Here is a 21,040-nt window from a genome sequence, read left to right on the forward strand (position 1 = left end):
AGGATTACATAACTAGGAGAGAGAATATATGAAACATTCAAAAGTATTTTTATTAAGTGTATCAACCTCTACTTTATTTTTCCTTTCAGCTTGTCAACAGACTGATGATACTATTGATACAAATAGTCAGTCAGCTGATTCTCAACAGGCGAAAGAAGAACAGGAAATAGTTGAACGACAGACCGATGCACCTGAATCAGAAGATGTGAGTTCAAATATTCCTGATAATACAGAAAGCAAATCAAATTCGACGTCTCACGATGTAGCAGCTGATTCTAACCAAACTACTAGGCTAAAAGAAGAATATATGGCAAAACTTGAAGATGAAAAAGAACAAACAGAAGAATTAAGAGCGAATCCTTCTGACTCTTCTACATATGCTATGAAAGAAATTGAAGGAAACCTTTTCGATACTTGGGACAGACTTTTGAATGAAATTTATGGCGTCTTAGAAACCCAGCTTTCTACTGAAGTTATGGCATCCTTAAGAGTAGAACAGCGTGAATGGATTAAGTACCGCGATAATACTGCAAAAAAATCTTCTTTAAAATACGAAGGAGGTACTCAAGAACAGCTTGAGTATGTAGCTGTTGAAAATAACTTAACAATGGATAGATGCTTTGAATTAGTAAAAAAATATATGTAATACTTTACTTTTTTATCCAAACAACGAAAAGCCTGAAGACTGCAAATCTTCAGGCTTTCCATATATATTTTATACTTTTTTTTTAACGTTTGTTTTCATCAATTCATCAACATTCTGAACTGTTTCAGGTTGGTTTTCTTCAATATCTCTGATTTTGTCAGCGAATTGTGGAAGGTATTCTTTATGTGCATAAAGCATCTCATCTAGAACCGTTTTAGCAATTGTTCCGCCTGGAATCAACGGATTAACAGTGAAGGCTTGTAAGGCAGCACCGTAATTTCCTTCGATTGCAGCTCTAATAACTGTTTCTTCCATTCCTTTCATATTCTGGATGATGCCCCGAGCTCCAGCGTTAGGGAATTCTCCCCAGTTGTATGGTTCAAATCCGTGAGCCGTTACAACACCTGATACTTCAACTGCACAGTCATATGGTAAATCAGTGATTGTACCATTATTTTTAGTTGATACAACCATCTCAGTATGTTTATCATTTTGGATTGAAGCAATGATCTCACATGCTGCATCGCTATAATGCGTTCCGCCACGTTGGGATAGTTCTTCTGGTTTATGATCCAATTCCGGATCTTTGTATAGTTCAAATAAACGCGCTTCCGTTTCTTTAACAACCTGTGCTCTAGTCTCACCATTTTCAAATTCTTCAATTGAATGTTCCAGCATTTCATCTTCAATATAATAGTAACGATGGTATCCACAAGGCAACATATGCAAATCTTGAATTTGTTCATAATGGAATAATGCACTGTGAATATTCTTCAAATGATTATCATCTTCATTCTGATTAGGTCCATAAATCAAGTCGATCAAATCATCCGTCCGCTCTTTACCTGATTTATCCCAGACTTTATGCCAGTGGAAATGGTTAATTCCTGCAAATTTGAAGAAAAGATCTTCTTTTGGCAACTCTAGTTTTTCTGAAGCTGTTTTAACGTGCCCGATTGGTACGTTACATAATCCTACTGTTTTTTCCCAACCACCATGTTTGATAGCTGCTTCTGTTACCATACCTGCCGGATTGGTAAAGTTAACCAGCCAAGCATCCGGACACTGCACCTTCATATCTTCAATAATGTCTAAGATAACTGGTATTGTACGGAATGCTTTAAAGATTCCCCCTGCACCATTCGTTTCTTGACCTAAGATCCCATGAGATAATGGAATTCTTTCATCTTTTACACGAGCATTCAATAGCCCTACGCGAAATTGAGTCGTAACAAAGTCAGCATCTTTTAAAGCTGTTTTACGGTCTAATGTTAAGGTTACAGTCCAGTCAAGACCTGCTGCTTCTACCATCCTCTTAGCCATAGCTCCAACGATTTCAAGTTTTTCTTTACCATCTTCAATGTCTACCAGAACAATTTCTTTAATTGGAAGTTCATCTTTACGTAAAATATACCCTTCGATTAATTCCGGAGTGTAGCTTGATCCTCCACCAATTGTAACGATTTTTAATCCATCTTTTGCCATTGTTCATTTCCTCCTTAGGTAAAAACAATAATCGAAAAACGCTTTCAATTCTTTACATACTTACTGTATTCTATGTAATGGTTTACACACAAGCCTATTTATTATTTTATTTGAAAAAAATTTATCCTACATCACTCAAAAAGAGTAAGCCGGGAATGATTCCCAAACTTACTCTAAAAGATTTTATTTATATAAAGGATACTGCTTAGTCAATTCGCGAACTTCTATTTTAATCTCATTTAATACGTCATCATTATATTGATTTTCAAGTGTTTTAATAATTAATTTCGCAACTTTCTTACTTGCTTCTTCATCAAATCCTCTGGTTGTAATAGCAGGCGTACCGATACGAATTCCACTGGTTTTAAATGGACTTAATGTCTCATATGGTATTGTATTTTTATTAACAGTAATACCTACTGTATCCAGTAACGCTTCAGCTTGTTTTCCGTTCATCTCAAAGTTAGTTACTTCAAGCAATAACAAGTGATTGTCTGTTCCACCACTGATTACGCGGCCTATAGATTCTTTGAATACTTCAGCCATGATTTGAGCATTTTTGATGATTTGCTGCGTGTATGTTTTAAACTCAGGCTGCAGTGCTTCTTTAAAAGCAACTGCTTTTGCAGCAATGACATGCTCAAGGGGACCACCTTGAATCCCGGGGAAGATGGCACTGTTCAACCGTTTAGCATATTCTTCTTTAGCTAAGATCAAGCCACCTCTTGGACCTCTTAATGTTTTATGTGTAGTACTCGTTACAACATCTGCATAAGGAACTGGATTTGGATGTTCTCCAGTAGCGATCAGTCCCGCAATATGAGCCATGTCAACCATTAAAATTGCGCCTACTTCATCTGCAATCTCTCTGAATCTCTGGAAGTCAATTTCTCTTGGATAAGCGCTATAGCCTGTGATAATCAATTTTGGTTTATGCTCCAAAGCCAGTTCACGAACTTGTTTGAAATCAATGGTTTCTGTTTCTTTATCTACACCATAAGGAACAACGTTATATAACTTTCCACTGAAATTCACTTGTGAACCGTGAGTCAAATGTCCTCCATGTGACAAATCCATTCCCATATAGGTATCTCCAGGTTCTAAAAAAGTCTGAAAAATCGCCATATTTGCTTGAGAACCTGAATGAGGTTGAACATTTGCATATTCAGCGCCAAACAGTTTTTTTACTCGCTCAATAGCTAAATTCTCAACAATATCGACAAATTTGCAGCCTCCATAATATCTTTTGCCTGGATAACCTTCTGCGTATTTATTGGTCAGTACGCTTCCCTGTGCTTTCATCACCTCTTGAGAAACAAAGTTTTCGGAAGCAATCAGTTCAATATTTTCTTCTTGTCTCTTTTTCTCTTGTTCTATAGCATCAAATACTTCTTGGTCAAAACTCAATGCACACAACTCCTTCATGTGATATAAAAAGAGTATAGCATAGTGAAACGATTCAGACTTATAATCTTGAAAATTTATCAATGAAAAATCATGATTATTCGGGTATGGAAACTTAAAGGTATATTTAAGAAATAGAGCTTATAGGAAATTAATTTAAGCTTATTTTACTATTGAAACATGTCTGATTCATGGTATACTTTATAAGAATACACGTTCGTTTTAGACAGATATTTTAATAGATCAACTTAACCGCTCACTTAGAAAAGGCAGGGATATAATGAATTTTACTGCGATCGATTTTGAAACAGCAAACCGTCAGACTCATAGTGCTTGCTCAGTAGCCCTTACTGTTGTAAGAAACAATCAAATCGTGGATGAATATTATACTTTAATCAAACCCGATACTTGGTTTGATGCAACAAATATTCGCATACATGGTATTCGAGAACAAGATGTGCTGCACTCTCCTTATTTTCCAGAAATCTGGGAAGAAATGTCTTCCTACTTCACAGCAGAACAACTTGTGGTTGCTCATAATATGCCATTTGATAAAAGGATACTACAAGGAACATTGAACTATTATGGCGTAGAGCAACCATCTTTCCAAACTTTATGTACTGTTCAATCATCAAGACGATTGTTGAAGCAGCTGCCTAATCATAAATTAAACACTGTTGCTGCTCATTATGGTATCCCATTAAATCATCACCACGCATTAGATGATTCTAGAGCTTGTGCTAAGATATTAATCAATCAGGAAAAAGAAAATGGTATAGAAACTTTGAAAAGTTTAGTAAAATATTCGTGAAAACAATACCCCTTAATGAGATTATGTTAAATCTCATTGAGGGGTATTTTAAATCCGCTTTAAGTATAATCTTCCTTTATATTGCGGTTATTTAGTCATTATATTCTTTCTATAATATAGAGATATAAGGATTTGCACTTAGCTTATTGAATGAAATACTTTTGAGTTATATCTAAGACTCTTTTTCGTCCAGCTCATGCTTTGTTTCGGCTTGCAAGTTTGATGCATACGGTATTTCCTTCTAGCTCATGACTGGTCCAGCTTGCGAATTTGATACAAACTAGATTTCCGTCTAGCTCACGACTGGTTCTACTTCTGAGTTAGATGCAATCTGGATTTTCGTCTAGTTCACGGCTTGTTTCTACTTGCGAGTTAGATACAAATGGTATTTTCTTCTAGCTCATGTCTTTTTCTACTTACGAGCTAGACGCAAACAAATTTTCCATGTTACTCACGATCTCAAGTGGATTCGAGTTACTGTAAAGTCCCCTTTCAAGGCTAAATCAAATTAATTTCGACATCATACAAACCGGCAAAAATTCTCCATCATCTCTAACGCCTCTTTCCATGACGCCTTCTAGTTCAAACCCATATTTTTCATACAAATGGATCGCTCGTTCATTCCTCTGTTGTACTTTCAATTCAATACGATTAATTGTCTCTGAGTCTTCTGCCCATCTTAGAACTTCCTCAAGCAGTTCTGTACCGATTTTAAATCCCCAGTACTCTTTATCCACTACTATACCCAGTTTTCCTATATGATTGATCTTAGGTTTGTCTGATGCATGGATCGATGCCATTCCAATGATTTTATCATCTAATAAGGCAACAATTAAGCAATTATTTGGAGAATCATAGAGCTTTGCAATATGACGACTTTCTTCTTCTACAGTTAATCCTGATCCTTCTTCTCCCATTGTCATAAATCCAGTTTGCAAAGCTGTTTTTTCTAGACAATCCAGCAAAGCTTTTGCATCTTCCGGGATAGCTTCTCTAATACCAATCTCAATCTTTTCTCTCATCTTCTAACTCCTTCAATACTTTTTCATAAGCTTCTCCTACAGCAGAAATCGTCAATGTCCGCTGATTAATATCTATTAAAGAGGTATCAATTTGAATCAATAAATGATTTTGTGGTAATTCCTCTTCCACTACAGATCCCCATTCAACTATACAAATACCTTCACCATCGAAGTATTCATCCAGTCCCATTTCTTCTGCACCAGTATTTTCCAATCGGTATAAATCCATATGGTAAAGCGGTAACCGACCTTGTGTATACTCTCTAATAAGCGTATAGGTTGGGCTCTTAATAATTCTTTCAATTCCAAGGCCTTCAGCAAACCCTTTAGTAAAGGTAGTTTTTCCAGCACCTAATTCCCCTTCCAGCAGAACAGTCATACCGGGCTTTACAAGCTGAGCCACTCTAGAAGCCAATGCTCTTGTTCCAGCTTCTCCATTTGTTTCAAAGACCTTAGTCATATGAATTCTTCCTTTACATAATTTGAAATTATTTTACCATATCTGTAATTGAAATCCTATTACCTATGTATAACATCGCTTATTCCTATATATATTAACCTATTTTATTCATAAACTTTATTTTATACTGTTAAATTAAAAAAGAATGAATAATCTTAGTTAAACTTTCGAAACTTTTTATTGAAAAAATCGAATAGTTAAAGAGCGAACCCTTAAATATTTCTTTTAAAGAGGCATCGCGCCCTAAACACAATATTGTTTTTTTAATATATTTTTTTACTTTATATTCACTTTCTTTGTTAGAAAATAGGTATTATTTCAATATATTTCTTCTTATTTTCTCTTTTGCACAGTATCATAAAGTTATTATTATTTTAGAAAGAAGATGACTTATGCCAACTTTATTCAACCGAAAGTATGATGGTTTATACTATGCTGAACTTGTAAAAAACAAATTAGCTTCTCCAGAAGAATTAGTCATAGAAAGTTTTAAGCAAATCAAAAAGTATAATTCAAATTTGAATGCTGTAATCTCTACTAGAAAAGATGCTGCTATGCATGAAGCACGTACACGCCACTTTGATGCTCTTCCTTTCGGTGGGGTACCTATATTATTGAAAGGGCTGGGACAAAATTTGAAAGACGAACCAGCCACCTCTGGATCTCGTATCTTAAGAAATGTCAAAGCCCAACATACAGCTCATTTTGTGAGAGACTTGGAACAAGCAGGGTTTATTCCAATCGGTCACACAAATGTACCAGAATTCGGATTTACCAACATTACGAATCCTGATTTATATGGTCCAGCTAAAAATCCTTGGAATAACCATTATAGCCCCGGAGGTTCCAGTGGTGGTGCCGCTGCAGCCGTTGCTTCTAATATTACATCTATTGCGGGTGCCAGTGATGGCGGTGGATCTATTCGTATTCCAGCTTCTTTTACGGGACTGATCGGATTGAAACCTACTCGGGGTCGCACATCTGTAGGACCAGGAAGCGGACGTGGTTGGCAAGGTGCTTCTATTAGTTTTGCATTGACTAAATCCATTCGTGATACGGCTGCTTTATTAGATGTTCTTCAAGTTATCCAGCCTCAAGCTGCTTTTCAGACCCCGTTATTTGAAGCAGGATATCAAAATGTTTTTTCTAAACCGTTAAATAGACACTTAAAAATTGCAGTAAATTTAAAGTCACCTAGCACTCACCCTATTTCAAACGAAGCAACCCAGGCCGTAAAACAAGCCGCTTCCTGGTTTGAATCAAATGGCCATTATGTAGAAGAAGCTAAACCTGATATCGACACAATCAAGCTCATGAAAAGTTATTATGCCATGAATGCAGGAGAAACAGCAGCACTTTTCGAGAACCTTGAACAAAATTTCAATAAACAATTTACAATAGAAGATATGGAATTATTGACCTGGACATTGCTTCAGGCTGGAAAAAAGCTGCCAGCTGCAGCTTATTCTAACGCTCTTGCTAATTGGGATCAAGCAGCTGAGAGATATCATTATTTTCATCAGGAGTACGATTTATTACTGGAACCTGCTACAGCAGACGCAGCACCTGAATTAAATCGTAAATATTGGTCTGATGCCTTCAAAGAAAAAATGCGCTATACACAGGAGTACTCATCAAACGAAGCTCAGAAAATTATCTGGGATATGTTTTCAAAAAGTTGGGATATTACCCCTTTCTCTCAGCATGCCAATTTAACAGGACAACCCGCCATCAGCTTACCGACTCACTTGACTGAACAAGGATTACCACTCGGTATACAACTTACTGCGCCTAAAGGGCAAGAACACCTTCTACTACAAGTCGGTTATCAGATGGAACAAGCTGGATTATTTATTTAGAATCGCCACATAAAAAAGCATTTCAAGGATTATCAACCTTGAAATGCTCTTTTCTTGATTCATTATGAACTTCTACTTTTTATCTTCCAGTGCTGAATGTCCCATATAAGCTTGTAACATCCAAATAGTTTTATCTACTTCTGTTTTTTGAGAAATCAACAGATCATTTGATACACCATCATTTTCTTCGTCTGTTAATTTTATTCCGCTTGATAGTTCATCTCTTAATATCTCAAAATCAGTAATTACACTTTGGATCATTTCTTTTTCAGATAAATTCTTATCATCGATAGATTCCTTTATCAGTGAATGGTCAATAAACTCTTTTAACGTTGAATAAGGTTCTCCACCAATAGCAAGAAGCCTTTCTGCCATATCATCCATTTGAACAGTTAAATCATCGTAAAGTTCTTCTAATTTAGGATGTAGTGAGAAAAAATTCGGTCCCTTAATATACCAATGCGCCTGATGAAGTTTCACATAAAATAATCCTTGAGTAGCGACTAATGTATTGAGATATTCTTTTACTTTTTCATTTGCCATTGTACTTCCTCCTATATATTTATTCTACTATTACTATACGCTTTATTAATCACAAAGTCTAATAATTTGTCTTCCTTCGACAGTTCCATCATTATTCGATATAATGGAGAGAATAAAGAGAAATCATTTGACCATATAACATTCAAAATGCATTTCGGGAGGAAGTCTAAATGATACAAGTACGACAAATCGTTACTGGAACTATTGAAGAAAATTGTTATATCGTATATAAAGATAATAAAGCACTTATTATCGATCCAGGAGATGAAACAAGTAAAATCAAAAACGAAATTGAAGAGTTGGAAGTTCAGCCTATTGCTATCTTGTTAACTCATGCACATTTTGATCATATTGGGTCTCTTGAAGACATTCGAGTCGACTATGATATTCCAGTCTATATCAGTCCTGAAGAAAAAGACTGGTTAGGCGACCCTATTGCAAATTTATCTTTTAATAATCCATTTACTGTAACTGCAAATCCAGCTGAACAGCTTTTTGCACCTGTTCAAAAACTGACGATCGATGAATTCACTTTTGAAGTTGTTCCAACTCCAGGACATTCTCCAGGTAGTGTCAGTTTTATTTTCCATGAAAATCACTTTGTCATTTCTGGAGATGCTTTATTCAGAGGAAGTGTCGGTAGAACAGATCTTCCCGGAAGCCAACCCGAGGTCTTACTAGACGGGATAAGGAAATATTTATTTTCATTGCCTGATGATTATACTGTTTATCCTGGTCATGGTCGAGATACGACGATTGGTAATGAAAAACATACAAATCCTTATTTTAATTGATTGTGAGTGAATAATTTGAAACATATTTTAATATTGCATACTGGCGGAACGATATCTATGAGTACTGATCAAAGTACTGGCGTTGTAAAACCCAGTTCCGAACATCCTTTAAATGAATATAGTTATATGTTTGATAAAGAAGTTCGATTGACTGAAGAAGATATACTACAGCTCCCTTCTCCTCATATGACACCAGAACATATGCTTATCGTAAAAAAAAGAATCGATGCAGCAATTCGTTCAAAAGAAATCGACGGCGTCGTGATTACTCACGGAACGGACACATTAGAAGAAACGGCTTATTTTTTAGATTTAACAGTTGAGTCAGTCATTCCAATCGTACTGACTGGTGCAATGAGACCAACTAATGAAATCGGATCTGACGGCGTAAGGAACCTTCAAAGTGCTGTTTGGACAGCTATGTCAGATAATGCTGCTGAAAAAGGCGTATTAGTCGTAATGAACGAAGAAATCCATGCAGCCAGGTACGTAACGAAAACACACACCACTAATGTAGCAACGTTTAGAACTCCTACTTTTGGTCCAATTGGAATTGTTTCAAAAAAAGAAGTTATGTTCTTCCAGAAATTAATTAAAACAGAGTATTTCCCAATTGAACAAGTCACTAAGACTGTGCCGCTTTTAACAGCTTACGCCGGTATGAGCGGAGCGTTTCTAGAAGCACTAGCTCAGACTGGTATTGACGGAGTAGTTATTGAAGCTTTAGGGGCGGGAAATCTGCCACCAGCTACATTGAACGGTATAAAATTACTATTAGATCAAAATATCCCTATTGTTCTCACTTCTCGTGCTTTTAATGGTATCGCACAAGATATTTATGACTATGAAGGTGGCGGGAAACAATTGAAAAATGCTGGAGTCATTTTCGCTCCTGGATTGAGTGGTCCAAAAGCACGATTAAAGCTGCTGATCGTATTAGAGAAGTCTTCTGATCATAATTATATATCCGAAGTTTTTGAAATCATGTAACTATACAGTAAAACCCGCAGGAATTAGAGTAGCTCAATGATTCCTGCGGGTTTATTTTATTTATTGGGTGGCATCTAAATCCCATTTTTTAACTTGAATCCTAGAGCTACCTTCAAATTTAATCTCTCTTAGATTACTATTAGGATAGATTCTAGTCGTCATAACAAACTCTCCATCATTAATAAATATTTCCAGAGAAGATGAATCAACAAATAATTGGATACTTGTCAAAGTTGATAGTTCAATAGACCTCGTTTTCCTGCCATATCCTGATTCTCCTAACTCAAGTGTGAATAAATTACCATTAAAAGTAATCTTTACATCCTGAGACAAGAAAATTTTTAGTGATTCAGTCGGTTTTTCTATATCAACGATCATTTCGTATGCATCACTTGTTTCTGAAACAGTGTAATTCGTTTCTATTAAGTCCACTCTTTGTGACCATTCATTTTTTCTAAGAACGCGATATTCCTCCAACGGTCTTTGCTTCAACTTGCCTTTTTCGATATTTAATTCTCTTGGCATCGTCATAGCATGCTGCCAGCCTCGTTCAATGGTTGGGTTTGAATACTCCGGTTCTATATCCGGCAAGCCCATCCATCCCCAGAGAATTCTACGACCTTTTTCATCTTCAAATGTCTGAGGAGCATAAAAATCGAATCCTCTATCTAATTCTTCAAAATCCGTATTCGGTAAAAATTTCAATGTGCTCCAATCCGTTTCGCCTATTAAGAAGCCAGATTGATAGACATTTTCAAACTTATATCCTTCTCTTAGTACTCCTTGAGGAGACATCAATAGTATGTCTTGTCCGTTTAATGTAAAAAAATCCGGGCATTCCCACATATATCCTAGACCCGACTGGTTATCTAGTAAATTGCCTTTATAGTTCCAGTCATTTAAATTCTCCGATTCATATAGTAATATGGCACCCTTGTCCTGACTTGTACGTCCACCTAATACCATATAAAACAAGTCATCTTTTTCAATGATTTTCGGATCTCTGATATGTTGTGTAAATCCTTCTGGATATTCGTTTGCATCAATCACAACTTCTCGGGTATCAATTGCGAACCCGTCCTTACTTGTCATATGGACCGTATTCTGTTCCCTTCCGCTCACTATATAATCATGTTCCTTCCCAATATGCTTGACATTACCTGTATAAAAGAAATGTATAAGCCCATTTCTTTCAAAAGCACTTCCAGAATAGACGCCGTGACAGTCAAATTTCTGATCAGGAAACAAAAATACTTCTTCTTCTTTAAAATAAACTAAGTCTTTAGAGGTTTTATGGCCCCAATATTTCAACCCACCAGAAGCTTCTAATGGGGAATATTGATAATATAAGTGATATATTCCATCCTTTTGATGAACACCATTCGGATCATTCAACCATCCAGTTGGTGCTTGTTGATGGTACTTCAGTCTCCATGGGTCTATTTCAACCTGTTTCAATAATTCTTTTTGTCTAGCTCGGATTCCTTTTTGTAATTCTTCTCTTATCAAGTTCATAAACCCATTCCTTCATATTCTTAGTTAGCAGATTTGATTGTTACTTCATATTCAATTCAGCATGCACTGGACGGCTTTGTAGTTTGACTAAAACAAATCCTATTACAAAAGCTACTATAATTACGAGTAAATACTGAAGTAAGCTACTGATACTATTCGTATACAATAGAAGTCCCGGAATGAACGTAATGCCCATACCAGTTGCAGAAAGCCCCAAGATATATGTTAAAAATCCTCCAGCTGCTCCACCAATCATTCCAGAAATAAATACGCGCATTGATCTAAGGGTTACTCCGAATAGTAGCGGTTCTGTAATTCCGAATAAAGTAGATGCACTAGCACTTAAAGCGTTAGATTTTTTTAATTTGCTGCTCATTAATAAAGCTGCACTTACAGCTGCTCCGAATTGTCCTGCCATACTAGCTGTTCCAAGCGTTTGTAGTACGTTTGATCCATTGTTATTCAATAAACTAATTTCAATAATACTAATTGAATGATGCAGACCCGTAATTGTAATTACTTGTTGGAAACCTGCATATATAATATAGCCAATACCAAAAGGAGCTTCTATTAGATAAATAATACTATTGATAACACCTGATTCTGCTATCTGAACAATTGGACCCAATAAAAATAACATAACTGATATTGTAATTACAATCGTTAAAAAGGGCGTAACAATTAGATCCATCATTTGAGGAACAAAAGTCCTAAACCACTTTTCTAACTTAGAAATCATCCATCCTGCTATTATGGCGGGGATTACCGAGCCTTGATAACCGATAATATCTACTCCAAGCAAATTCAAAGGTTCAGCATCACCACCAGCTACAGAATAAGCGTTTGGTAATTGCGGAGCTACCAGCATTAGACCCACTACAATTCCAAGTATGGGATTCCCACCAAATTTTCTTGTTGCGCTAAAAGCTATCAATACTGGCAGAAAAGCAAAAGCAGTATCAGTAAGCATCTCGAACATTGTTAACCAGTCCGGGCTCATCTGAACACCAAGTTCAATAATCAATCCTCTAATTCCCATTAACAAACCGGTTGTAACAAGCGCTGGAATAAGCGGTACCAAAATATCAGCTAGAGTGCGTACAACTTTCTGCACAGGACTCAAATTTTGATAGACATCATCTTTAAAATTACCTGAAGATTGATCGGACAAAGAGCCACCCATTCTCTGTTCCATTTCACTATAAACAGAATTAACTTTTCCTGTACCGAATATAAACTGATGCTGTCCAGTATTGAAAAAATATCCTTTACTTTCAGGGACTTCATCTACTCTATCTTTATCTAATTTGCTATCATCTTTTAAAATAATACGCAGTCTCGTTGCACAATGTTCAAAGTTTCTGATATTTTCTTCTCCACCTACTACGTCAATCAACTTATCAATTGTTTCTTTGTGCTTCATAATTGATCATTCTCCTTTTTAATTTTTAGCAACCGGTTCCATCATTGCTTATAAAATAATGTAACATAATCAAAATGATCAGCCTTAATAAGAACCGGTTCCTTTAAAGCGCTTTCATTTTATCAGGAACCGGTTCTGTTTACAAGCAAAAAAAAAGAAAGCCAATACTTTTCAGACTTTCTTCTTTCTTATGGTAGAGTTTTTTACAATTAATTCATTAGGAAGCAAAGTTTCGTAAGGAATATCTGTACCTTCTAATAGCTTAGTTAAATTTTCAACTGCCTGAATACCCATTTCCTTATAAGGATAGCTCATAGTAGTAATAGTTGGTTGAACATAATCCGTTTCTTCATATCCTCCAAAGCCACTGATAGAAAATTTTTCTGGAATGGAATATTCTAATTCAACTGCTGCTTTCAACACAGCTATTGCAATATTGTCCGTTGCGCAAACTACATATGAAGCTGTTGATTTCGGAAGAGAGGTCAGTGCATCTTGATAAGCTATTCTTTTAGAAAAGCTTGTCTCAATAATCGTAACATTAGTTTCTGTTACATTTTCAAGACTGTCTAAGAACCCGTTTTTTCTTTCTGAACCAACAGCTTTATCCTGCTCTGAAACTCCAAAGAAAAGAAAATCTCGATGCCCTAATTCCACCGCATATCGGCCAATAGTATAGCCAGCTTCATAATCTGCATAAGCCATTGAATGTATTGCTTCCGCTTTTTGTCCAAGTACAAGAAAAGGAATATTTGCATCATTAATAAGCTTTCTATGACTTTCTGTAATTTCTCGTGCTAGTAAAATGATACCTTCGACTTTTTGTTTAATCAGTGTTTGTATATTTCCTAGTTCTCTTTGCATATTCTGATTTGAATTAGTAATAATCAAATCGTATCCATTTTCTCGGGCTTTTTGATCAATTCCACTTAATACTTCGTTCGTAGAAGCTGAATTTAATCGAGGAATAATCACACCAATCATATTTGTTTTCGCAGCTTTTAAACTTCTAGCAAAAGTATTTGGTGTATAGCCAGTCTCTTTAACAATTTCATCTAGTTTTTTCCTTGTGGCAGAACTAACGGATCCATTATTCAAGTATCTAGACACTGTACTTTTAGCGACACCTGCTTGTCGGGCAATATCATTGATGGTAACCACTATTATTCCCTTCTTTCTCAATACGACTATGTTCTATTTTCCCACTTAAAGCTGGCACTGCAATTTGTTATGCCTTCTGTTCTAATTTTATGTGCTGATAAACTAGTTTCTTTATTTTCTGTTATACTTACATAACTTTGGATTACTTGACCTTCATAGACTTCTTTATCAAATTTCACGTTTGCATAAACTAATTTATGATTACTTAAAAATTCTCCTCCCAGCGTATTCAATGTCCAATCCAAGTATTTAGAATTATTTACATGCTGATTTGTATCAATATCAAAATAGCGAACATGAAAGGGTTTAGAATAAGCTTTTTCTTCGTCAATCTCTACTGGCTTAGGTGTTCTTTTTACTCTTTTATTGAACGTTGCTTTGTAAGGTACAACGATTTCTTCCGGTATTCTTGCCATTTTTCTTTTAGTAAAGTCAAATAATGCAAAAGTGGAATGAATCATAATCAATTCATTTCCAGTCAGGTCGCGAATGACGAAATCACGATAACAGAACAATTTGTTGTATTCCGTGGCGTATGTCTCAATTTCAATTGTCTCTTTATTTTTCGGAAAGCGATCAATCTCGAATTCGTACTGTAATATAATCCAAGAATATCCTTTTTCCTGCATAACCTCTTCGCCTAATCCTAATTCTTCCGACTGTTCTCCGGAAACTTCTAATATTAAGTTCACAAGCATAGGTAATGTCAGTGTATGCGTTCGGTCACACATATAGTAACTAATTTCTTTTGTATTTTGATATTTTTTTACGGCCATCTTTTTTCCTACTTTCAATTCAAACTACACTTATAATTTTATCACACATCAAGTAATTCCAGATATTAAATTATAAGTTTTAGCTATCACTATTTTAAATTAAAAAAAATGAGAATGTCAACGTTTACTTTTTAAAAATATAACTAATATTATGATAATTGTTGAATCATTTTCACTGTTTGTATTAAACTCGATAGAGTACTTTATATTTAAAGTATCTTTTTTATTCAATAAACTATTTAAGATATAATGTTCAAACATTATTAAGGAGGATTTATTTATGAGTGGTTCTGAAAAGAACACAAACAAAGGTTTACTTGGAATGATTGAACGAGCGGGTAATAAACTACCTCATCCAGTCATCATCTTTATCATTTTTGCAATTGGTATTATTTTTATTTCTGAAATTTCAGTGCGCTTAGGACTAAGTGCCCCAATGGCCAATCCCGAAACGGGAGAAGCAGGTATAATAGAAGCTGTTTCATTAATGAACAGTGAAGGCGTGGCACATATATTCAACAGTGCCGTTTCAAACTTCACTGGCTTTGCACCATTAGGAACTGTTCTGGTCGCTATGTTAGGTGTTGGTGTAGCTGAGTGGACTGGCTTGATTTCTTCTTCTTTAAAGAAGCTATTAAGTAATGTACCGGCATGGTTATTGACTGCTATGGTAGTGTTTGCTGGTATTATTTCCAATATTGCATCAGATGCTGGATATGTTGTAGTCGTTCCACTTGGCGCTATTATGTTTGCAGCTGCAGGTCGTCACCCAATTGCTGGTTTAGCTGCTGCTTTTGCTGGTGTTTCTGCTGGATTCTCTGCAAATCTGATATTCGGTCCTACTGATGCTTTGTTGGCTGGAATTACAAACGATGCCTTAAGTTCCGCAAATATCAGTTATGAAGTAGAAACCACAGGTAACTGGTACTTTATATTTGTATCAACCTTTGTATTAACTGGTGTTGGTGCTCTCATTACCGAAAGATTTGTGGAACCCAGACTAGGAACTTACGATGGAGATTATAAACCTACTCAAGAACCGCTATCTTCTAAAGAAAATAAAGGTTTACTATATGCGTTACTTACTTTAGTTGCCTTTTTAATTATTATGGGTCTATTAATGATTCCACAGAATGCACCACTTAGAGCACTTAATGAATCTACTGGTCAAATGACCTTGAGTAATTTCTTATCTAGTGGTTTACTATTCATGATTTTCTTACTATTTGCTCTGCCCGGCTTAGCATACGGCATAACAACTGGAAAGATTAAATCATCTCACGACTTTGTGCAAGGTATGACTGAATCAATGAGTTCTATGGGCGGATATCTGGTATTGGCTTTTTTTGCTGCTCAATTCATTGACTATTTTGCTTATACGAATTTAGGATCTATTCTTGCAAGTAATGGAGCTACTTTGCTGGAAAATATAGGATTTATCGGTCTGCCTTTAATCTTGGCCTTTATTTTATTCACATCCTTTATCAATTTATTCATGGGCTCTGCTAGTGCTAAGTGGGCTATTATGGCACCGATATTTGCTCCTATGATGTATAATTTAAATATTGCTCCTGAAATGACTTTAATGGCTTATCGTATTGCTGATTCTTCTTCAAATGTTGTCTCTCCTTTAATGAGTTACTTTGCTATGATTTTAGTATTTGCGCAAAGATATGATAAAAAAAGCGGTCTTGGAACGATCATTTCTACTATGATTTACTACACAGTTGCTTTCCTTATAGCATGGTCAGTCTTATTGATCATCTGGTACTCATTCGGATTACCGTTAGGACCTGGAGCCCCAGCTACTTTATAAATGTAAATAAAAAAAACTCACTACGACCGATAAAAGTCTGTAGTGAGTTTTTTAATCCTTATTTACTTTAATTGACCGCAAATGATAAATAAGACCGAATATTTGCAGACTCAATATTGGCATCAGAGCTACTAATGCAATCATTCCAAAGCCATCTATTAAAATATCAGCTGATGGTGTCCCTTGCGCTGCACCTTGAATAAATGCCAGTATGAAAGTAGCGGTCATAGGTCCAGAAGCTACTCCTCCTGCATCAAAAGCCATCCCTACAAACACTTTTGGTACAACAAAACTCAATCCAACTGCCAGCAGGTACCCCGGAAGTAAAAAGTGCCATAATTCTAAACCTTCAATAACGACTCTCATAGTTGAAAACAAAATTGCTGATCCTACTCCGATAGACAATGTTGATAAAATTGCTGCTGGTTTAATTGATCCAGATGTCACATTACCGATTTGCTTTGTCAGAACACTTACCGCAGGTTCAGCTAAGATGCTGACAAATCCTAGTGAGAAGCCAACAACAAACAACATAATAATAGAATTTTGTTCAGCCAATGCAAATCCTATCAAACTACCCACATTCATAAATCCAGCATTAACGCCTGCTAAGAATACAATTAGACCTACAAATACATACCCTAGTCCCTTCCAGATACGTTTTAACTGTCTTCGAGGAAGTTTTAATTTGAATTTCTGGAAAAGACTAAAAATAATGACTATGGGAGCAATGGCAATAAACACATCAAGTGTTTGACTAATTAGCTCACTGCCAAAATTAGTAAAAAATCCTCTTTCAGCTCCTACGCTAATCTCTAACGATCCTGTTAATTCCCCCATTGGAGAGAAAATATTGACGATCATAACGGATAGAATTGCCCCTGTAGAAGCAATCGCAACCAGACCAAAGCTATCCTCTTCTGAGGTTTTACTATTTTTCTTAAGTCCTGCAATACCAGTTGATAAAGCTAACAAGAATGGAACGGTTACAGACCCTGTCGTAGCACCCGAAGCATCGAAAGCAATTGATAAAAATTCAGACGATGTAAAAAATGAAAGAATAAAAATAATCCCATATGCTATGGTTAATACGTAAATCAATGAGAGACTATAAACAATCCGTAACAATCCAATAACCACCATAACAGCAATTCCTATTGAGACAACTCCTATGATGAACATACTCGAAACAGCATTCCCAGTAACTGTTCCAATCTGGTTTCCGAGAACAGTTAGACTTGGCTCTGCTGCAGAAATGAAGAAGCCTAAAATCAAACCAGCAAGCACAACTACAATTACTTTATTGGAGAATGCTATTCCTTTTCCCATGTTAGTTCCGATCGGGGTAATGGCAATATCAATCCCCACTAGAAAAATTGTCATACCGATAATAATGGCAACTGCTCCCATTAAAAATCCAACTAGAGCCGAACTCGGTAACGGTACAACCATAAAATGAATCAGCACAACTAAAATTACTATAGGAAGCACTGCTCTCAGGACTTCAAAAAATCTTTCTTTGAGTGCATTCACTATTAATCACCTTCCTATATTTATTGTATTCCTCGTGTTTCATTAAGATCGACTACGAATACAATTCCTTTGTTCGGTTCATTAATATCCTGTTCTCGACTAATTTTTTGTACGATCTGCTCTACTTGACTCTGCTCAGAGATAATCAGGATCATTTCTTTTTCAGGAACAATATCCATATTAAATATCTTTTTAGCTTCTTTGGAACCAGAACCGCGTGCTTGAATGATTGTTCCGCCTTGGGCACCAGCTTCTTGAGCGAGGTCCATCACATCTTCTGCTTCACCTTTATTCACTATTGCGAATATACCCTGATACATTTTTTTATACTCCCTTTCTTCTATTTGCTGTATCTTTTCTTGAATGGAGCCAGTATAAATTCCTAATACCTGGCTCAGTGATAGACGAAAGCCAATCCCTTTATTCTTAACATGCATTTTCTTTTTAAAAGCAATATAGTCTAATGCTTCTGTTGCTTGTTTTTCAGGAGCAATCAGTAAAACGATTTCCTTTCTTACTGTATCTAATCCTAATGCTGCTAATACGCCTTTACTTGACGTTCCTTCGCCATAAAAGACCGTCCCGCCTTCTATCCCTTTTTTTCTTGCTAATTCAATTACTCGATCTGCCTCATTGGGATTTACTATACAAACGACTAATTCCATTGAATGATTTGTTAATTGCTGCATTTTTTTACTCCTTTCATCCAAATATATCTTTTAACTAAAAACAACTTATCTATATACTTATGATACCACCTAGCCAACTTTTTCATTCATACCATCCGCAACAAGCGGTCTTGAAAAAAATTCAGTCTGCTAAAATATGTAATATTGAATTGAGAAGTACAATGAATTTTAATATATGACTATTTTGATTGAACGGGTTATTCTCGTGTATTTGCTTAGCTGAGTGTGAGGGAATATCACATTAGTAAGCTAAGAGCTGTATCAAAACATATAAAATAAAAAGTGTTACTTCATAAGCTTACCATATTCAAAGCGAGTTTCTAAAGTAAATAGCTGCATAATACCAATAATGTTTTAGGATAGCTGAAATAGTATAAAAAATGCGAGAATCTTGAATAATACAGGATTCTCACATTTGAATACTATTCTAATTATGTTTAGCTCTTATACTCAATTCTTTTTTCTTCAAAATCAATTTTTCAAACTGACTTTCCAGTTCCTGAGAAGGTTCAATACTTATTTTTCCTAGAACTGCTGCAATTTCATTTTCAATTCTCATCAAATCTTCTTCAATAGATGTCAGTTTTTCTGAATGACCCGAAAGCAGATATTCTCGATAGGTTCCTTCAAATAATTTGATTTGCTTATTATCTATGATTAAAAGTCTGTCAGCGATCTGGTTCATAAATCTTCGGTCATGCGTAACAAAAATAACACTCCCTTCGTAAGCTGACAATAAAGTCTCTAACGCCTCAATTGCTTTGGCATCAAGAAAATTTGTCGGTTCATCTAATATCAGCGTATTGTAATCCCCTACAATTAATTTCGCCAGAGCTACTTTTACTCGCTCGCCTCCACTTAAAACATGGACGGGTTTATATACCTCATCTTGCTTAAATAAGAGCTGCGCTAATACAATGCGGATCAGCGTCTCTGCTTGTACTGATTCTTCAGCAACATTTTCTAAAATTGTTTGATTCTCTTTTAAATTACTTAAGTTCTGGGCAAAATAGCCTATTTTCATAGCAGGGGTCTTTTCTATTCCTTCCGAGCCATGTATTATGCGCTGAACCAGTGTTGTCTTTCCGCTACCGTTCGGTCCAACGATAGCTACTTTTTCTCCACCCTTAATAAAAAAGGTTGCTGGTCTCCAAAGGTTTTTTTTAGGAACCTGTACACTAAAGTCAGTTACACGAATTATATACTTATTCATAAACTCTCTAGAATTTGGGATTGTCATTTTGATCGTTTCTGGTTCTTCTGGTTTGTCTACTTTTTCTAATTGATCCATTCTCATATCAATTGACTTAGCAGTTTTGTAAAGTTTTTGTGCTTTTTTCCGAAAATAGAAATGCTTAGATTCATCCGTTATTTTATCTGCTTTATTTTTCTTTTTCTCTACTGCTTCCAGTAACTGTTTTTCCTTTTTCTTGTAAACATCATAAGAAACCTGTTGATGTCTCCGTTCTTTTTGCTTTTCTTCTTTATACGTTGAATAGTTTCCAGCATACTCTGTAATTCGTTCATGACTGATTTCCCATATCTGGTTACAAGTTTTATCCAGAAAGTCACGATCGTGAGATACAATCATATAGGCTCCTTGATATGCAAGAATTTCTTTTTCAAGCCACTCTACATGTTCTATATCTAAATGCGTTGTTGGTTCATCCGCTAATAAAATTTTAGATTTTTCATTTAATATCGAAATAATTGTACTTGCTGTAACTTCACCGCCGCTTTTTGCCCCTATCACTTCCTTGATTTGAGGAAGCAGCGATACCGATTTCTGACGGTTTACTGTGCCCGATTCCGGTTGAATATTGCCTTTTATAATATTCAGTAAAGTCGTCTTGCCACTACCATTAGTTCCTACCAAACCAATTCTATCTCCTGGTTCAATTGTTAAATGATCAGCTTCAAATAATTTTCTCTCTCTGACTGAATGTTTGATCTGATTTAATTCTATCCAAGCCATTTTTATCCTGTCCCTTCTTGTGTAAGTGATTAAACATACAAAAAATTAAGACATCATAAAAACCTCCTATTCTATCTTTTGACAGAACAGGAGGCAGGTTGGCATATTTGTACTTGAAAAAACTGGAATCCTAAACCG

General features: G+C 35.7%; 18 protein-coding genes. 6 read left to right on the plus strand and 12 right to left on the minus strand.

Annotated elements, in window-relative coordinates; genetic code table 11:
• Positions 1-28 precede the first annotated feature (28 nt).
• Complete coding sequence (locus tag BM212_RS02885; protein ID WP_091896151.1) at positions 29-646, plus strand: lysozyme inhibitor LprI family protein; 618 nt, start codon at positions 29-31, stop codon at positions 644-646.
• A gap of 69 nt (positions 647-715) precedes the next feature.
• Here BM212_RS02885 and BM212_RS02890 read toward each other — a convergent pair whose 3' ends face one another.
• Together BM212_RS02890 and glyA are read right to left on the minus strand one after the other, a co-directional pair.
• Positions 716-2,131: a 6-phospho-beta-glucosidase gene (locus tag BM212_RS02890; protein ID WP_091896154.1), complete on the minus strand. Its 1,416-nt coding sequence runs from the start codon at positions 2,129-2,131 to the stop codon at positions 716-718.
• 183 nt (positions 2,132-2,314) lie between these two features.
• Positions 2,315-3,538: a serine hydroxymethyltransferase gene (gene glyA, locus BM212_RS02895; RefSeq protein WP_425434163.1), complete on the minus strand. Its 1,224-nt coding sequence runs from the start codon at positions 3,536-3,538 to the stop codon at positions 2,315-2,317.
• A gap of 277 nt (positions 3,539-3,815) precedes the next feature.
• Here glyA and BM212_RS02900 point away from each other — a divergent pair, with 277 nt between their 5' ends.
• Complete coding sequence (locus tag BM212_RS02900; protein ID WP_091896157.1) at positions 3,816-4,346, plus strand: 3'-5' exonuclease; 531 nt, start codon at positions 3,816-3,818, stop codon at positions 4,344-4,346.
• Positions 4,347-4,849: 503 nt separating this feature from the next.
• Here the strand turns inward: BM212_RS02900 and BM212_RS02905 are convergent.
• Positions 4,850-5,368 (minus strand): GNAT family N-acetyltransferase, encoded by a 519-nt coding sequence (locus tag BM212_RS02905; protein ID WP_091896160.1) that lies wholly within the window; start codon positions 5,366-5,368, stop codon positions 4,850-4,852.
• Positions 5,352-5,828, minus strand: a complete 477-nt coding sequence (tsaE, locus tag BM212_RS02910; protein WP_091896163.1) for a tRNA (adenosine(37)-N6)-threonylcarbamoyltransferase complex ATPase subunit type 1 TsaE — start codon at positions 5,826-5,828, stop codon at positions 5,352-5,354. Before tsaE ends, BM212_RS02905 begins: the two co-directional genes overlap by 17 nt.
• 392 nt (positions 5,829-6,220) lie before the next feature.
• On the opposite strand from tsaE, the gene BM212_RS02915 reads away from it, so the two are divergent.
• Entirely contained in the window at positions 6,221-7,687 is a 1,467-nt protein-coding gene (locus BM212_RS02915) for an amidase (protein WP_091896166.1), read from the plus strand.
• A gap of 72 nt (positions 7,688-7,759) precedes the next feature.
• Here the strand turns inward: BM212_RS02915 and BM212_RS02920 are convergent, their stop codons facing one another.
• Positions 7,760-8,230: a Dps family protein gene (locus BM212_RS02920; RefSeq protein ID WP_091896169.1), complete on the minus strand. Its 471-nt coding sequence runs from the start codon at positions 8,228-8,230 to the stop codon at positions 7,760-7,762.
• Between the two features lie 173 nt (positions 8,231-8,403).
• On the opposite strand from BM212_RS02920, the gene BM212_RS02925 reads away from it, so the two are divergent.
• Together BM212_RS02925 and BM212_RS02930 are read left to right on the plus strand one after the other, a co-directional pair.
• Complete coding sequence (locus tag BM212_RS02925) at positions 8,404-9,024, plus strand: MBL fold metallo-hydrolase (protein ID WP_218149682.1); 621 nt, start codon at positions 8,404-8,406, stop codon at positions 9,022-9,024.
• Positions 9,025-9,039: 15 nt separating this feature from the next.
• Entirely contained in the window at positions 9,040-10,014 is a 975-nt protein-coding gene (locus tag BM212_RS02930; protein WP_091896175.1) for an asparaginase, read from the plus strand.
• Positions 10,015-10,074: 60 nt separating this feature from the next.
• On the opposite strand, the gene BM212_RS02935 is transcribed toward BM212_RS02930, so the two are convergent.
• From BM212_RS02935 to BM212_RS02950, 4 genes are all read right to left on the minus strand, one after another.
• A complete protein-coding gene (locus tag BM212_RS02935) occupies positions 10,075-11,529 on the minus strand; it encodes a glycoside hydrolase family 32 protein (protein WP_091896178.1) in 1,455 nt (484 codons plus the stop codon).
• A 40-nt stretch (positions 11,530-11,569) separates the two neighbouring features.
• Entirely contained in the window at positions 11,570-12,952 is a 1,383-nt protein-coding gene (locus BM212_RS02940; RefSeq protein WP_091896181.1) for a PTS transporter subunit EIIC, read from the minus strand.
• 171 nt (positions 12,953-13,123) lie between these two features.
• The gene (locus tag BM212_RS02945) at positions 13,124-14,113 is read right to left on the minus strand and encodes a LacI family DNA-binding transcriptional regulator (RefSeq protein ID WP_091896184.1); all 990 of its coding nucleotides are present in this window, start codon (positions 14,111-14,113) and stop codon (positions 13,124-13,126) included.
• A 26-nt stretch (positions 14,114-14,139) separates the two neighbouring features.
• Positions 14,140-14,889 carry an acyl-[acyl-carrier-protein] thioesterase gene (locus BM212_RS02950; RefSeq protein WP_091896187.1) on the minus strand — a complete coding sequence of 250 codons (750 nt, stop codon included), beginning with the start codon at positions 14,887-14,889 and terminating at the stop codon, positions 14,140-14,142.
• A 280-nt stretch (positions 14,890-15,169) separates the two neighbouring features.
• On the opposite strand from BM212_RS02950, the gene BM212_RS02955 reads away from it, so the two are divergent.
• Complete coding sequence (locus tag BM212_RS02955) at positions 15,170-16,705, plus strand: AbgT family transporter (protein ID WP_091896190.1); 1,536 nt, start codon at positions 15,170-15,172, stop codon at positions 16,703-16,705.
• Positions 16,706-16,756: 51 nt separating this feature from the next.
• On the opposite strand, the gene BM212_RS02960 is transcribed toward BM212_RS02955, so the two are convergent.
• The 3 genes from BM212_RS02960 to abc-f form a co-directional block, all read right to left on the minus strand.
• Complete coding sequence (locus BM212_RS02960) at positions 16,757-18,238, minus strand: DUF1538 domain-containing protein (RefSeq protein WP_091896194.1); 1,482 nt, start codon at positions 18,236-18,238, stop codon at positions 16,757-16,759.
• Between the two features lie 20 nt (positions 18,239-18,258).
• Positions 18,259-18,927 (minus strand): P-II family nitrogen regulator, encoded by a 669-nt coding sequence (locus BM212_RS02965; protein ID WP_072694107.1) that lies wholly within the window; start codon positions 18,925-18,927, stop codon positions 18,259-18,261.
• Positions 18,928-19,354: 427 nt separating this feature from the next.
• Positions 19,355-20,902 carry a ribosomal protection-like ABC-F family protein gene (gene abc-f, locus BM212_RS02970; RefSeq protein WP_091896197.1) on the minus strand — a complete coding sequence of 516 codons (1,548 nt, stop codon included), beginning with the start codon at positions 20,900-20,902 and terminating at the stop codon, positions 19,355-19,357.
• Between the last annotated feature and the right edge of the window lie 138 nt (positions 20,903-21,040).

This window comes from Marinilactibacillus piezotolerans (genome assembly GCF_900114235.1).
GTDB classification, from domain to species: domain Bacteria; phylum Bacillota; class Bacilli; order Lactobacillales; family Carnobacteriaceae_A; genus Marinilactibacillus; species Marinilactibacillus piezotolerans.

Bases quoted from the DNA above. Each gene is read 5' to 3' on its own strand.
- abc-f (WP_091896197.1), bottom strand. From the start codon at position 20,902: ATGGCTTGGATAGAATTAAATCAGATCAAACATTCAGTCAGAGAGAGA.
- BM212_RS02890 (WP_091896154.1), bottom strand. From the start codon at position 2,131: ATGGCAAAAGATGGATTAAAAATCGTTACAATTGGTGGAGGATCAAGC.
- BM212_RS02950 (WP_091896187.1), bottom strand. From the start codon at position 14,889: ATGGCCGTAAAAAAATATCAAAATACAAAAGAAATTAGTTACTATATG.
- BM212_RS02935 (WP_091896178.1), bottom strand. From the start codon at position 11,529: ATGAACTTGATAAGAGAAGAATTACAAAAAGGAATCCGAGCTAGACAA.
- BM212_RS02900 (WP_091896157.1), top strand. From the start codon at position 3,816: ATGAATTTTACTGCGATCGATTTTGAAACAGCAAACCGTCAGACTCAT.
- BM212_RS02955 (WP_091896190.1), top strand. From the start codon at position 15,170: ATGAGTGGTTCTGAAAAGAACACAAACAAAGGTTTACTTGGAATGATT.
- BM212_RS02920 (WP_091896169.1), bottom strand. From the start codon at position 8,230: ATGGCAAATGAAAAAGTAAAAGAATATCTCAATACATTAGTCGCTACT.
- tsaE (WP_091896163.1), bottom strand. From the start codon at position 5,828: ATGACTAAGGTCTTTGAAACAAATGGAGAAGCTGGAACAAGAGCATTG.
- BM212_RS02885 (WP_091896151.1), top strand. From the start codon at position 29: ATGAAACATTCAAAAGTATTTTTATTAAGTGTATCAACCTCTACTTTA.
- BM212_RS02905 (WP_091896160.1), bottom strand. From the start codon at position 5,368: ATGAGAGAAAAGATTGAGATTGGTATTAGAGAAGCTATCCCGGAAGAT.
- BM212_RS02965 (WP_072694107.1), bottom strand. From the start codon at position 18,927: ATGCAGCAATTAACAAATCATTCAATGGAATTAGTCGTTTGTATAGTA.
- BM212_RS02940 (WP_091896181.1), bottom strand. From the start codon at position 12,952: ATGAAGCACAAAGAAACAATTGATAAGTTGATTGACGTAGTAGGTGGA.
- BM212_RS02915 (WP_091896166.1), top strand. From the start codon at position 6,221: ATGCCAACTTTATTCAACCGAAAGTATGATGGTTTATACTATGCTGAA.